Raw genomic sequence first — 14,213 nt, 5'->3', positions numbered from 1 at the left:
GGTATTGCCAAACTCAGGCTTTCGCCAGCTTGCCCAGCTGCTCGCGCAGCTTCTCCAGCGTGCCGGAGAAATTGGCCAGCCTTTCCTTTTCCTGCGCCACCACCTGGGCCGGCGCGCGGGCGACGAAGCTCTCGTTGGACAGCTTGGCGCCGGCCTTGGCGATCTCGCCTTCCAGGCGGTTGATTTCCTTGGTGAGCCGTTCGCGCTCGGCGGCGGCGTCGATCTCCACCTTCAGCATCAGCTTGGCATTGCCCACCACCGACACCGGCGCCGGCGAGTCAGGCAGCGTTGCCAGCACCTGCACTTCCGACAGCTTGGCCAGCGCCTGCAGATACGGCGCGAACGACTGCAAGAGCGCCTGCTCGCCTTCCAGCAGCAGCGGCACCTTCTGCGCCGGCGACAACTGCATCTCGCCGCGCAGGTTGCGGCAGGCGTCGGTCATGGCCTTCAGCTGCGCCATCCACTGCTCGGCCTGCTCGTCGATCCTGCCGGCCTCGGCGACCGGGTAGGGCTGGCGCATGATGGATTCGGCGCCGGCGGCCAGCTTGCGGCCGGCCAGCGGGGCCACCGTCTGCCACAGTTCCTCGGTGATGAACGGGATCACCGGATGCGCCAGGCGCAGCACCGCTTCCAGCACGGTCAGCAGGGTGCGCCGGGTGGCGCGCTGCTGGCTTTCGGTGCCGGCCTGGACCTGCACCTTGGCCACTTCCAGGTACCAGTCGCAGTACTCGTCCCAGATGAACTTGTAGATGGCCGAGGCGATGTTGTCGAAGCGGTAGTCGGCAAAGCCCTTTTCCACCTCGGCCTGGGCGCGCTGCAGCAGCGAGACGATCCAGCGGTCGGCCGCGGAATAGTCGAGCGCGGACTCGTCGGCATCGATGCCGCAGTCGCGGCCCTCGGTATTCATCAGCACGAAGCGGGTCGCGTTCCACAGCTTGTTGCAGAAGTTGCGGTAGCCCTCGCAGCGGCCGAGGTCGAAATTGATGTTGCGGCCCAGCGAGGCATAGCTGGCCATGGTGAAGCGCAGCGCATCGGTGCCATAGGCCGGGATGCCGTTCGGGAATTCCTTGCGGGTCGCCTTGGCAATGCTGTCGGCCTGCTTCGGGTTCATCAGGCCGACGGTGCGCTTGGCCACCAGGTCTTCCAGCGCGATGCCGTCGATCAGGTCGATCGGGTCCAGCGTGTTGCCCTTGGACTTGGACATCTTCTGGCCGGCGGCGTCGCGCACCAGGCCATGCACGTACACGTCGCGGAACGGCACTTTCCCGGTGAAGTGGGTGGTCATCATCACCATCCGGGCAACCCAGAAGAAAATGATGTCGAAGCCTGTCACCAGCACCGAGGACGGCAGGAAGAGGTCGTATTCCGGCGTCTTTTCCGGCCAGCCGAGCGAGGAGAAGGGCACCAGCGCCGAGGAGAACCAGGTGTCGAGCACGTCCTCGTCGCGTTTCAGGGCCTTGCCGCCGGCCTTCTGGCGCGCTTCCTCCTCGCTGCGGGCGACATAGACATTGCCTTCCTCGTCATACCAGGCCGGGATCTGGTGGCCCCACCAGAGCTGGCGCGAGATGCACCAGTCCTGGATGTTGTTGAGCCACTGGTTGTAGGTGGTGGTCCAGTTTTCCGGGATGAAGCGCACTTCGCCGCTGGCCACCTTTTCCAGCGCCACCTCGGCGATGGACTTGCCGGGGAAATGGGTGCCTTCCGGCGCCGGCTTGCTCATCGCGACAAACCACTGGTCGGTCAGCATCGGCTCGATCACCACGCCGGTACGGTCGCCGCGCGGCACCATCAGCTTGTGCGGCTTGACCGATTCCAGCAGGCCCTGGGCTTCCAGGTCGGCCACGATCTGCTTGCGGGCGGCGAACCGGTCCAGGCCGCGGTAGGGCGCGGCGCCGTTGTCGTTGATCTTCGCGTCCAGCGTCATGATGGAGACCGGCGCCAGGTCATGGCGCTGGCCGACCGCATAGTCGTTGAAGTCGTGCGCCGGCGTGATCTTCACGCAGCCGGTGCCGAATTCCTTGTCGACGTATTCGTCGGCGATCAGCGGGATCTCGCGGCCTGTCAGCGGCAGCATCAGCATCTTGCCAACCAGGTGGGCATAGCGCTCGTCGGTCGGATCGACCGCCACCGCCACGTCGCCCAGCATGGTTTCCGGCCGGGTGGTGGCCACCGTGATGTGGCCGCTGCCGTCGGCGAACGGATAGCGGATATGCCACATGCTGCCGTCTTCCTCTTCCGACACCACTTCCAGGTCGGACACCGCGGTGCCCAGCACCGGGTCCCAGTTGACCAGCCGCTTGCCGCGGTAGATCAGGCCCTGCTCGGACAGCCGCACGAAGACCTCGGTGACCGCCTTGGACATCTTGTCGTCCATGGTGAAGTATTCGCGGCTCCAGTCGGTGGAGGCGCCGAGGCGGCGCATCTGGCCGGTGATGGTGGAGCCGGATTTCTCCTTCCATTCCCAGACCTTTTCCAGGAAGGCCGCGCGGCCGAGGTCATGGCGGGAGATCTTCTGCGCATCGAGCTGGCGCTCCACCACGATCTGGGTCGCAATGCCGGCGTGGTCGGTGCCGGGGATCCATGCGGTGTTGTAGTTGCGCATGCGGTAGTAGCGCGTCAGGCCATCCATGATGGTCTGGTTGAAGCCATGTCCCATGTGCAGCGTGCCGGTCACGTTGGGCGGCGGCAGCTGGATGCTGAAGGCGGGCCGGCTGCTGTCGGTGGTGGCGGTGTAGTAACCGCGGCTCTCCCACTCGGTGCGCCAGTGTTTTTCTATGTCGGCGGGCTCGAAGGACTTGGCTAATTCCATGATTTGATTGGGGTTGGGCGAAACCGGAGATTATAAGGGACGGCAGCATCGGGGATGACACAGCCGCGCAGCTATCAATTTTCCATGAAGAAATAATTGACTTGAATCAATAAAGGGAATGCTCAGTCGGACCATCATCGAGTCCTTCAAAAACCATTCTGATCCGCCTGAATCACGTCATGAACATCCGGGAACAAAAGGAAGCTGCCGACGCCCTGCGCATCGCGGCGCTGGTCTACGAGCACAGCAGCGAAGCGATGATGGTGACCGACGCCGGCAACCGCATCCTGTCCATCAACCCGGCTTTCACCCGCATCACCGGCTATGGTTTCGAGGAAGTGGCCGGCAGGAATCCCCAATGCATGAGTTCAGGACGGCATGACCGGCTGTTCTATCGCCAGATGTGGGACAGCCTGCTCGCCAAGGGCACCTGGTGCGGCGAGGTCTGGAACCGGCGCAAGAACGGCGAGGAATACCCGGAATGGCTGACCATCAACACCATTGCCGCGCCCGACGGCAGCGTGCACCGTTACCTGGCGCAGTTCTCCGACATCACGGAAAAGAAGCGCACCGAGGAGACCATCTGGCGCCAGGCCAATTTCGACAGCCTGACCGGGCTGCCCAACCGGCGCCTGCTGATCGAGCGGCTCGGCCATGAAATGCGCAAGGCCGAGCGCAGCGGCCTAGCGGTGGCGGCGCTGTTCATCGACCTCGATGATTTCAAGCAGGTCAACGATGTGTTCGGCCATAACGTCGGCGACCTGCTTCTGGTGGAAGCCTCGCGCCGCATTGCCTCCCACCTGCGCGCCACCGACATCGTGGCCCGCCTGAGCGGCGACGAGTTCGTCGCCATCCTGCCCGACTTCAGCCATATCGGCGACATCGAGCGGGTGGTCCAGGACATGCTGCAGGCGCTGGCCAGGCCGTTTTCGCTGGTCAATGAAACCGCCTTCGTCTCAGCCAGCATCGGCGTGGCGTTTTACCCGCAGGATGTGTCCAGCGCGGAGGAGCTGATCCGCTATGCCGACCAGGCGATGTATGCCGCCAAGGGGGCGGGACGTAACCGGCATTGCTATTTCACCGCGGCCATGCAGCAGCAGAGCGTGGAGCGCATGCGCCTGGTGCAGGACCTGCGCCTTGCGATCGGGAAGAAGCAATTGCGGCTGCATTTCCAGCCCGTGGTCGATCTGGCCGACGGCAGCGTGCTCAAGGCCGAAGCGCTGGTGCGCTGGCAGCATCCGGAGCGCGGCATGGTGGGACCGGGGGCATTCATCCAGGTTGCGGAAGAAACCGGCCTGATTGCGGAGATCGGCGACTGGGTGTTCTGCGAGGCGGCGCGCTGGGCCAGCCGCTGGAGCGTGCTGACCGGAAAGACGTTCCAGGTCAGCGTCAACAAGTCGCCGCTCCAGTTCCTCGCGCCCAAGTCATTGTCCTGGACCGATCATCTGCGCGGCCTGGGCCTGCCCGGCCAGGCCATCGTGGTGGAAATCACCGAAGGCGTGCTGCTCAACGCCTCGGGCGACGTCGACCGGCAGTTGCAGGACTATCGCGATGCCGGCATCCAGATCGCCATCGACGATTTCGGCACCGGCTATTCCTCGATGGCCTACCTGAAGAAGTTCGCCATCGATTACCTGAAGATCGACCGTTCCTTCGTGCGCGACATGGCGGTCAACGAGGACGACCGTGCCATTGCGGAAACCATCATCCTGATGGCGCGCCGGCTGGGCATCAAGGTGATTGCCGAAGGCATCGAAACGGGGGAGCAGAAGGCGCTGCTGTGCGCGGCCGGCTGCCAGTACGGGCAGGGCTACCTGTTTTCACACCCTTTGCCGCCGGAAAGGTTTGAAGCGCTGTTCATTGCACCGGAAACATCGGCCGAAACGATGGCGCCGGAAATCTCTGCACAGCCGCAATTGATAGGGCTATAATCGCCCGACCGCCAGGGAACCGGCGGAAAAAATGCTAGGGGTCCTGTTTGCGGGAAATGCTGCAAGCGGGTGAGAAATACCCTCCAACCTGATCTGGATAATGCCAGCGAAGGGAAGCAGCCGGCCGCACCGCACCCGGGCTTCCTTCGCTTCTCTGCCCGAAGGAAGCCATGAACGCCAATCCGCAATTTCTCGCCGCCACCGCCCAGGTGGACGAAGCCGCAGTCCAGCCGCTGCCCAATTCCCGCAAGATCTATGTCGAAGGCTCGCGCCCGGACATCCGCGTGCCGATGCGCGAGATCAGCCAGAGCGACACGCCGGCCTCGTTCGGCGCCGAGCCCAATCCGCCGGTGTATGTATATGACACCTCCGGCCCCTACACCGACCCCGAGGCACAGATCGACATCCGTTCCGGCCTGGCGCCGCTGCGCGCGGGCTGGATCGCCGAGCGCGGCGACACCGAGGAACTGGCCGGCCCGACCTCGCAGTACGGCATCGAGCGCCTGAACGACCCGAAACTGGCCGAGTTGCGCTTCAACCTGCACAGGAAGCCGCGCCGCGCCATTCCCGGCAAGAACGTGACCCAGATGCACTATGCGCGCCAGGGCATCATCACGCCCGAGATGGAATACATCGCCATCCGCGAAAACCTGCGCCGCAAGGAATACCTGGAAAGCCTGAAGAACGCCGGCCCGATGGGCCAGAAGCTGGCCGACCTGATGGGCCGCCAGCATCCCGGCCAGGCCTATGGCGCCGCCATCCCCGACGAGATCACGCCGGAATTCGTGCGCAGCGAAATCGCGCGCGGCCGCGCCATCATCCCCAACAACATCAACCACCCCGAGTCCGAGCCGATGATCATCGGCCGCAACTTCCTGGTCAAGATCAACGCCAACATCGGCAACTCGGCGGTCACGTCCTCCATCGGCGAGGAAGTGGAAAAGATGACCTGGTCGATCCGCTGGGGCGGCGACACCGTGATGGACCTGTCGACCGGCAAGCATATCCACGAAACCCGCGAGTGGATCATCCGCAATTCGCCGGTGCCGATCGGCACGGTGCCGATCTACCAGGCGCTGGAAAAGGTCAACGGCAAGGCCGAGGACCTGACCTGGGAAATCTTCCGCGACACCCTGATCGAGCAGGCCGAGCAGGGCGTGGACTACTTCACCATCCATGCCGGCGTGCTGCTGCGCTATGTGCCGCTGACGGCCAAGCGCATGACCGGCATCGTCTCGCGGGGCGGCTCGATCATGGCCAAGTGGTGCCTGGCGCATCACCGCGAAAGCTTCCTGTACGAGCACTTCGAGGACATCTGCGAAATCATGAAGCAGTACGACGTCGCCTTCTCGCTTGGCGACGGGCTGCGTCCGGGCTCGATCTACGACGCCAACGACGAAGCCCAGCTGGGCGAACTGAAGACCCTGGGCGAACTGACCCAGATCGCCTGGAAGCACGACGTGCAGGTGATGATCGAAGGCCCCGGCCATGTGCCGATGCAGCTGATCAAGGAAAACATGGACCTGCAGCTGGAGCAGTGCCACGAGGCGCCGTTCTACACGCTGGGACCGCTGACGACCGACATCGCGCCGGGCTACGACCACATCACCTCCGGCATTGGCGCCGCGCAGATCGGCTGGTACGGCACCGCCATGCTGTGCTACGTCACGCCCAAGGAGCACCTGGGCCTGCCCAACAAGACCGACGTCAAGGACGGCATCATCACCTACAAGATCGCGGCCCATGCGGCGGACCTGGCCAAGGGCCATCCGGGCGCCCAGATCCGCGACAACGCGCTGTCCAAGGCGCGCTTCGAGTTCCGCTGGGAAGACCAGTTCAACATCGGCCTGGACCCGGACAAGGCGCGTGAATTCCACGACGAGACCCTGCCCAAGGACTCGGCCAAGGTGGCCCATTTCTGCTCGATGTGCGGGCCGCATTTCTGCTCGATGAAGATCACCCAGGAAGTGCGCGACTATGCCAGCCGCGAAGGCATTTCCGAAGTGGCGGCCTTGAAGCAGGGCATGGAAGTCAAGGCGGTGGAGTTCGTGAAGAACGGCGCCGAAATCTATCGCAAGCAATAAGGCTGGCCGCATGATGGAGATCGAACTCAACGGCGCGCCGCATGCGCTGCAGCAGGGTGCATGCATCGCCGACCTGGTGGCCGACCTGGACCTGGCCGGCAAGGCGCTGGCCATCGCGGTCAACCGCGAGGTTGTGCCGCGCCAGTCCTGGGCGGCACGCCAGCTGCAGCCGCGCGACCGGGTCGACATCGTGCGCGCCATCGGCGGCGGCTAAGCCTGCCGCCGCGCCGCCTCACATCGAAAGGAAAGCATGAGCAAGCACACTGACGGCCTGACCATTGCCGGCACCACCTACAACTCGCGCCTCCTGGTAGGCAGCGGCAAGTACAAGGACCTCGAGCAGACCCGCCTGGCCACCGAGGCCAGCGGCGCCGACATCATCACGGTGGCGATCCGCCGGGTCAATATCGGCCAGGACCCGAACGCTCCCAGCCTGCTGGACGTGGTGCCGCCATCGCGCTACACCATCCTGCCCAACACCGCCGGCTGCTACAACGCCGAGGACGCGGTCTACACCCTGCAACTGGCGCGGGAGCTCCTGAACGGCCACAAGCTGGTCAAGCTGGAGGTGCTGGGCGACGAGAAGACCCTGTTTCCCAACATGCCCGAAACCCTGAAGGCAGCCGAGCGGCTGGTCAAGGATGGCTTCGATGTCATGGTCTATTGCAGCGACGACCCGATCCAGGCGCGCATGCTGGAAGACCTGGGCTGCGTGGCGGTGATGCCCCTGGCCTCGCTGATCGGCTCGGGCATGGGCATCCTCAATCCGTGGAACCTGTCCCTGATCATCGAGCAGGCCAGGGTGCCGGTGCTGGTCGATGCCGGCGTGGGCACCGCTTCCGACGCGGCGATCGCGATGGAGCTGGGCTGCGACGGCGTGCTGATGAACACGGCGATTGCCGGCGCGCAGGACCCGGTGCGCATGGCGCGGGCGATGCGCCTGGCGGTCGAAGCCGGCCGCGAAGCCTACCTGGCCGGACGCATCCCGCGGCGCTTTGCCGCCTCGCCATCGTCGCCGATGGCGGGCCGGATTGCATGAGGAGAAAACAATGCAGACGACGCTGAAGGGGCTGTACCTGGTCACGCCGGACTGGGACGACACGGCCAAACTGGTGGAAGTGAGCGACGCCGCGCTGCGCGGCGGCGCCACGCTGCTGCAGTACCGGCACAAGACAGCCGGTGAAGCGCAGCGGCGGGAGCAGGCTGCCGCGCTGCTGGCCTTGTGCCGCCGGCACGGCAAGCCGTTCATCATCAACGACTATCCGGAACTGTGCGTGGAGCTCGATGCCGACGGCGTGCATGTCGGCGGCACCGATGCGGCGGTCGCGGCGGTGCGCACGCTGGTCGGCCCGGACCGTATCGTGGGCGCCTCCTGCTACGGCACTTTCGAGCTGGCGCAGTCGGCGCAGCAGGCCGGCGCCAGCTATGTGGCCTTCGGCGGCTTCTACCCGTCGCGCATCAAGAAGTACGAGGTGAGCACGCCGGTCGACATCGTGACCCGGGCGCGGGATGCCATTGCCGTGCCCAACGTGGTAATCGGCGGCATGACGCGGGAGAACTCGGCGCCGCTGGTGGCGGCGGGGGCGGACATGGTGGCGGTGATCAGCAGCGTCTACTTTGCCGACGATCCGCAGGCGGCGGCACGCGAACTGGCCAAGCTGTTCAGCTGAAGGCCCGGGGTCGCAAGTAGGGCGTAATGCCCCGAAGGGGCATTACGCGCAGGCCGATCATGCAGGCCGCCGACAAAACGATCCCGGTCTGCGAACGCCGTGCAATGCCCTGCGGGTATTGCATCCTACAAAGGCCTAACCCATCCCGTAGGGCGTAATACCCCGAAGGGGCATTACGCGCAGGACAATTATGTAAACCGCCGAAAAGCCCATTCTTCCAAGCTTCAAAACCCCCACGCATTCCCCGACCGACGCACCGCCCACCCCGCTTTCGCTTCCCCGCAACCGCAACCGTCGCTACCCTGACTTCCGGGCGCCGCCGGATTGTTACGGACCGGCGACACACCGGCTTATAATCCTGCGGATGCAAAACCTACTTCACAACCTCAATCCAGAACAACTTGCCGCGGTGACACTGCCGGCGCAATCGGCCCTGATCCTGGCCGGCGCCGGTTCCGGCAAGACGCGCGTGCTGACCACCCGCATCGCCTGGCTGATCCAGACCGGGCAGATTTCGCCTGCCGGCCTGCTGGCCGTCACCTTCACCAACAAGGCTGCCAAGGAAATGATGACGCGGCTGTCGGCGATGCTGCCGATCAATACCCGCGGCATGTGGATAGGCACCTTCCATGGCCTGTGCAACCGGCTGCTGCGCACCCATTACCGCGACGCCGCGCTGCCGCAGAGCTTCCAGATCCTCGATACCCAGGACCAGCTGTCGATGATCAAGCGCATGCTCAAGGCGCTCAACATCGACGACGAGAAATATCCGGCGCGCAGCCTGATGTACTTCATCAACGGCGCCAAGGACGAGGGCCTGCGCGCCAAGGACGTGGAAGTGCATGACGACTACCACCGCAAGTTCGTCGAACTCTACGACTTCTACGACCAGCAGTGCCAGCGCGAGGGCGTGGTCGACTTTGCCGAACTGCTGCTGCGCACCTATGAACTGCTGTCGCGCAACCAGGCGCTTCGCGAGCATTACCAGGCGCGCTTCCGCCATATCCTGGTCGACGAGTTCCAGGACACCAACAACCTGCAGTACAACTGGCTCAAGCTGCTGGCCGGGCGCGACAACGCCGTGTTCGCCGTCGGCGACGATGACCAGAGCATCTATGCCTTCCGCGGCGCCAACGTCGGCAACATGGCGGCCTTCGAGCGCGAGTTCCAGGTGCAGAACCTGATCAAGCTGGAGCAGAACTACCGCTCCCACGGCCATATCCTCGATGCAGCCAATACGCTGATCGCCCACAACGCCAAGCGCCTGGGCAAGAACCTGCGCACCGATGCCGGCCATGGCGAGCCGATCCGCATCTATGAAGCCAGCAGCGACCTGCAGGAAGCCAACTGGATCATCGAGGAAAGCAAGAGCCTGATCGCCGATGGCTCGCTGCGCAGCGAGATTGCGGTGCTGTACCGCTCCAATGCGCAGTCGCGGGTGATCGAGCATGCCCTGTTCACCGCCGGCATTCCATACCGGGTGTACGGCGGCCAGCGCTTCTTCGAGCGCGCCGAGATCAAGCATGCGATCGCCTACCTGCAGCTGATCGACAATCCCCACAACGACTCGGCCTTCCTGCGCGTGGTCAATTTCCCGACCCGCGGCATCGGCGCGCGCAGCCTGGAGCAGCTGCAGGATGCAGCCAAGCAGCGCGACACGTCCCTGCATGACGCCGCCGCCCATGTGCCCGGCAAGGCCGGCACGCTGCTCTCCGGCTTCGTGCGCATGATCGAGAAGACGCGCCAGGACACCAGCCTGCTGCCATTGCCGGAACTGGTGCAGGTGGTCCTGGACATGAGCGGGCTGATCACCCATTACCAGAGCGAAAAGGAAGGCGCCGACCGGATCGAAAACCTGGAGCAGCTGGTCAGTGCGGCGACGCTGTTCGTCTCGGAGGAAGGCTTCGGCAAGACGTCCCCGGCACTGCTGGGACCCAGCGCGCAGGCCATGGTCGGCCAGGCCATCGTCAACGAGGACGGCATCGAGATCCTGGACGCCGACGCGCCGCTGGCGGCGGTGATGTCGCCGCTCTCGGCCTTCCTGTCGCATGCCTCGCTCGAGGCCGGCGACAACCAGGCGCTGGCCGGCCAGGATGCGCTGCAGCTGATGACGGTGCATTCGGCCAAGGGGCTGGAATTCGACGCGGTGTTCATCACCGGCCTGGAAGAAGGACTGTTCCCGCATGACAACAGCGAGAAGGAGGAGGGCGGCATCGAGGAAGAACGGCGGCTGATGTATGTCGCCATCACCCGCGCCCGGCGCCGGCTCTACATGAGCTTTTCCCAGACCCGGATGCTGCATGGCCAGACCCGCTTCAACCTGAAGTCACGCTTCTTCGATGAACTGCCGGAAGAATCGCTGAAATGGCTGTCGCCCAAGGTGCAGCATCACTGGTTCGCCAACCAGCAGCAGAAGGCTGCCTGGGTCGAGACCCCGTTGCGGTCAGGCGGTGCGCAAAAGGATTGCGGCTGGCGGATCGGGCAAAGCGTGATGCACCAGAAGTTCGGCGAGGGCGTGATCGTCAATATCGAAGGCGGCGGGGACAATGCCCGCGCCAGCATCAACTTCGGCCGCAACGGCATGAAGCTGCTCGACCTGACGATCGCCAAGCTGGAGAAGGTGGAGTAAGTGGAGGAGGGCAGTCACCGCATCCGGTGGCCGGCAAAACCGGCGGCCGGATGCGGCAAACGCTGCCGGCGCATCAATGCCCGTGGCCGGACGGCTTGGCTTCCTTGCTGTCCACCGTGACCGACACCTCGACCTTGCCGGCCTTCTCAAAACTGAGCGTCATCGGGAACTTGTCGCCAGCCTGGAGCGGCTGCTTCAGGCCGACCAGCATGATGTGATAGCCGGCCCCCGGCTTCATTTCCACCTTGGCCGCCGGTGCGAGGTCCAGCGCACCCACTTCCCGCATCCGCATTACATCGCCTTCCATGCTCATGGTGTGAATCTGTGCCGATGCCGCCACTGGCGAGGACACCTCGAGCAGGCGGTCGCCGGCGCTGCCGCGGTTTTCCAGCGTCATGTAGGCGCCGCCGCTGGGCTGCTGTGCCACGGTGGGACGGGCATGCGGATAACCGATGCGGATCGTGCCCAGTTCATAACTGTGGCCATGAGCGGCGCCGGCCAGGAGCAGCGCGGCGGAAAAGACGGATAGGGCGGAAGCGAAACGCAAGGTCATGAATTTCTCTTTATCTGCTGGTGAGGACAACACTGTTAGCAACTCTTGGAGCGGATTCGGCCTCGACTGAGCCAGTCAGGCCGAATCCGCTCTAGCCGCTTGAGGGCCGTGAAGCCGGATTATAACCATGGCAATGCTTCAGGCGCCGCCGGCATAGCCATGCTGGCGCCAGGCTTCGTATACCACTACCGCCACCGTATTGGACAGGTTCACGCTGCGGTTGCCGGGCCGCATCGGCAGCCGGATGCGCTGGCTGGCCGGAAAGCTGTCGCGCCGTTCCGGCGCCAGCCCGCGGGTTTCCGAGCCGAACACGAATACGTCGCCGGGCTGGAAGGCCACGCTGGCAAACGGCGTGGCGCCATGGGTGGTCAGCGCGAACATGCGCGCCGGATCCGGCTGCTCGCTGGCCAGCCAGGCATCCCAGCTGGCATGCACTTTCATCGCTGCATATTCGTGATAGTCCAGCCCCGCGCGGCGCATGCGCGCATCGTCCAGCGGAAAACCCAGCGGCTCGATCAGGTGCAGCTGGGCCCCGGTATTGGCGCACAGCCGGATGATATTGCCGGTATTGGGGGGGATTTCCGGCTCGACAAGAACGACATGAAACAAGCAACTCTCCTTTGATGAAACGAATGAGCGGGGCAGGCTGGTTGCCTAGCGCCGCCCGGTGCGGGCAAATGCCAGGCAGGTCACCCGCACGGCGCCGCAGCGCTTGAGCGTGGCGGCAATTTCTTCCAGCGTCGCGCCTGTGGTGAGTACATCGTCCACCACGCCGACATGGCGCCCGCGCACCTGGCCCGGTCCGGCCTGCGGCAGGCTGAATGCGCGGCGCAGGTTGGCGCGCCGCTCGCCCGGCGTCAGCAGGCTTTGTGGCGCCGTCTCGCGCTCGCGAGCCAGGAGGCGCGCCGCCAGCGGCAGGCCCAGGCCGCGGGCCAATGGCCGCGCAATTTCCAGCGCCTGGTTGAAGCCGCGTTCGGCCAGCCGGCGCTGTCCCAGCGGCACCGGCGTAATCAGTTCAGGCCATTCCTGTTGCGGCAGCCGGCGCAGCGCATCGGCCAGCAACTGGCCGAACAGCGGGGCCATTGCCAGCTGGCCGCCGAATTTCAGGGCCAGCACCAACTGGTCGAGCGGCGCCGCATAATCGCCGGCGACCACGGTGGCATCGAACGACGGCGGCCGCCGCAGGCAGCTGCCGCACCGTAGCACGCCAGCCGCTGCCGGCAACTCGATCGCGCACTGCGCGCAACGGGCAGGGGCGCTGGCCAGGTACCGCGCCCGGCAAGGCGTACATAGAACGGTCCGGCCAACGCGGCCGCACAAGGCACAGCAGCATGGCGCTGAGGCCAGCATCCTGGCAGCCTGGTTGCGCAAACGGATCAGGGCAAGTCGTAGCATGGAGCGCCAAGTGCGACGAAAGGGTAAGATTGCCGGGATTATCTCATTTGACTGCCAACCGCCGTGTCCCAGCCTTCTCCGCCAGCCGAGCGCGCCAGCGCCCCGATCGACCTGCGCCGCGTGCGTACCCTGTTTTCCCGTCCGGCCGCGGTGGCTGAATCCGGCTTCCTGCGGCGCGAAGTGGCCGGCCGCATGTTTGAACGCCTGGAACTGATCAAGCTGGCGCCAACGATGGTCGTCGACGCCGGCTGCGGCGAGGGTGCGGACCTGCCGGTCCTGCGCCAGCGCTTCGGCGCCGCCCGCTTGCTGGGTATCGACGCCTCGGACGCCATGCTGCTGGCCGCCCACGCCAGCCAGCAGGCGGCCCAGTCATCGGTTAACCGGCTGCTGCAGCGCTGGCTGCCCAGGACTGCGGCGGCCAGCGGCATTACCGCCGAACTGGCCTGCGCCGACTTTGCCGAACTGCCGCTCGCGGCCGAAAGCGCCGACCTGATCTGGTCCAACCTGGCGCTGCACTGGCATCCGCAGCCGCACCGGGTTTTCGCCGAGTGGCACAGGGTGCTGCGCGTCGATGGCCTGCTGATGTTTTCCTGCTTCGGGCCGGACACGTTCCGCGAGTTGCGCGCGGCCTGGCAGCAGGCGGACGCGGCGCCGCATGCGCTGCCCTTTGTCGACATGCACGATTTCGGAGACATGCTGGTCGACGCCGGCTTCGCCACGCCGGTCATGGACATGGAAACCGTTACGGTGACCTATGCCGACCCGCTCAGGCTGCTGGAGGACGTGCGGGCCTGGGGCGGCAATCCGCTTGCCACCCGCCGCCGCGCACTGCTGGGCCGTACCGCCTACCGGCGCATGCTGGACGCGCTGGAAGCCGGCCGCCGTGCCGATGGCACGCTACCGCTGACCTTCGAAGTGGTCTACGGGCATGCGTTCCGCCCGGCGCCGCGCAAAACCGCTGGGGGCGAGTCCATCATCCGTTTCGACCGGCCGAAACGATAGGTGGCGAAATGCAAGCCGATATTTGTTTCGCAGCAACGGAAGGGCATTTTGCACAAGGCAGAATGCGCACGATTAAGCCAAATTCCATGGCCGCTCATCGCCCGTTATTTCGCTTGATGCTATTGTATGTTCCACTTATA

At 65.0% G+C, this 14,213-nt stretch carries 11 protein-coding genes and 1 riboswitch; of the genes, 7 read left to right on the top strand and 4 right to left on the bottom strand.

Annotated features, from left to right (window positions below; genetic code table 11):
* Window positions 1–13: 13 nt before the first annotated feature.
* Window positions 14–2,809: a valine--tRNA ligase gene (locus KTQ42_RS12900; protein ID WP_217345858.1), complete on the bottom strand. Its 2,796-nt coding sequence runs from the start codon at window positions 2,807–2,809 to the stop codon at window positions 14–16.
* Window positions 2,810–2,988: 179 nt separating this feature from the next.
* Here KTQ42_RS12900 and KTQ42_RS12895 point away from each other — a divergent pair, with 179 nt between their 5' ends.
* The 6 genes from KTQ42_RS12895 to KTQ42_RS12870 all read left to right on the top strand — a co-directional run bounded on the left by KTQ42_RS12895 (window position 2,989) and on the right by KTQ42_RS12870 (window position 11,123).
* On the top strand, window positions 2,989–4,740 hold the full coding sequence (locus KTQ42_RS12895) for an EAL domain-containing protein (protein WP_217345857.1): 1,752 nt from the start codon (window positions 2,989–2,991) through the stop codon (window positions 4,738–4,740).
* Window positions 4,741–4,766: 26 nt separating this feature from the next.
* Window positions 4,767–4,872: riboswitch (TPP riboswitch) on the top strand.
* A gap of 38 nt (window positions 4,873–4,910) precedes the next feature.
* Complete coding sequence (gene thiC / locus KTQ42_RS12890) at window positions 4,911–6,824, top strand: phosphomethylpyrimidine synthase ThiC (protein ID WP_217345856.1); 1,914 nt, start codon at window positions 4,911–4,913, stop codon at window positions 6,822–6,824.
* Window positions 6,825–6,834: 10 nt separating this feature from the next.
* Window positions 6,835–7,038, top strand: coding sequence for a sulfur carrier protein ThiS (thiS, locus tag KTQ42_RS12885; RefSeq protein WP_217345855.1), 204 nt, complete (start codon window positions 6,835–6,837; stop codon window positions 7,036–7,038).
* A gap of 36 nt (window positions 7,039–7,074) precedes the next feature.
* A complete protein-coding gene (locus KTQ42_RS12880; RefSeq protein ID WP_217345854.1) occupies window positions 7,075–7,863 on the top strand; it encodes a thiazole synthase in 789 nt (262 codons plus the stop codon).
* Between the two features lie 10 nt (window positions 7,864–7,873).
* Window positions 7,874–8,494: a thiamine phosphate synthase gene (gene thiE, locus KTQ42_RS12875; RefSeq protein ID WP_217345853.1), complete on the top strand. Its 621-nt coding sequence runs from the start codon at window positions 7,874–7,876 to the stop codon at window positions 8,492–8,494.
* A 364-nt stretch (window positions 8,495–8,858) separates the two neighbouring features.
* Window positions 8,859–11,123, top strand: coding sequence for a UvrD-helicase domain-containing protein (locus KTQ42_RS12870; RefSeq protein ID WP_217345852.1), 2,265 nt, complete (start codon window positions 8,859–8,861; stop codon window positions 11,121–11,123).
* Window positions 11,124–11,196: 73 nt separating this feature from the next.
* On the opposite strand, the gene KTQ42_RS12865 is transcribed toward KTQ42_RS12870, so the two are convergent.
* From KTQ42_RS12865 to KTQ42_RS12855, 3 genes are all read right to left on the bottom strand, one after another.
* Window positions 11,197–11,676, bottom strand: a complete 480-nt coding sequence (locus tag KTQ42_RS12865; RefSeq protein WP_217345851.1) for a copper chaperone PCu(A)C — start codon at window positions 11,674–11,676, stop codon at window positions 11,197–11,199.
* Window positions 11,677–11,814: 138 nt separating this feature from the next.
* The gene (trmL, locus tag KTQ42_RS12860; RefSeq protein ID WP_217345850.1) at window positions 11,815–12,285 is read right to left on the bottom strand and encodes a tRNA (uridine(34)/cytosine(34)/5-carboxymethylaminomethyluridine(34)-2'-O)-methyltransferase TrmL; all 471 of its coding nucleotides are present in this window, start codon (window positions 12,283–12,285) and stop codon (window positions 11,815–11,817) included.
* Between the two features lie 45 nt (window positions 12,286–12,330).
* Window positions 12,331–12,900, bottom strand: coding sequence for a ComF family protein (locus tag KTQ42_RS12855; protein ID WP_249222745.1), 570 nt, complete (start codon window positions 12,898–12,900; stop codon window positions 12,331–12,333).
* A 234-nt stretch (window positions 12,901–13,134) separates the two neighbouring features.
* On the opposite strand from KTQ42_RS12855, the gene KTQ42_RS12850 reads away from it, so the two are divergent.
* Window positions 13,135–14,073: a methyltransferase domain-containing protein gene (locus KTQ42_RS12850; RefSeq protein WP_217345848.1), complete on the top strand. Its 939-nt coding sequence runs from the start codon at window positions 13,135–13,137 to the stop codon at window positions 14,071–14,073.
* Window positions 14,074–14,213 lie beyond the last annotated feature (140 nt).

The sequence above is a fragment of the Noviherbaspirillum sp. L7-7A genome, assembly GCF_019052805.1.
In the GTDB taxonomy this organism is placed as follows: Bacteria; Pseudomonadota; Gammaproteobacteria; order Burkholderiales; family Burkholderiaceae_D; genus Noviherbaspirillum_A.
The sequence above is the reverse complement of the archived record's forward strand: the minus strand, read 5'-3'. Positions and strand labels throughout refer to the sequence as shown.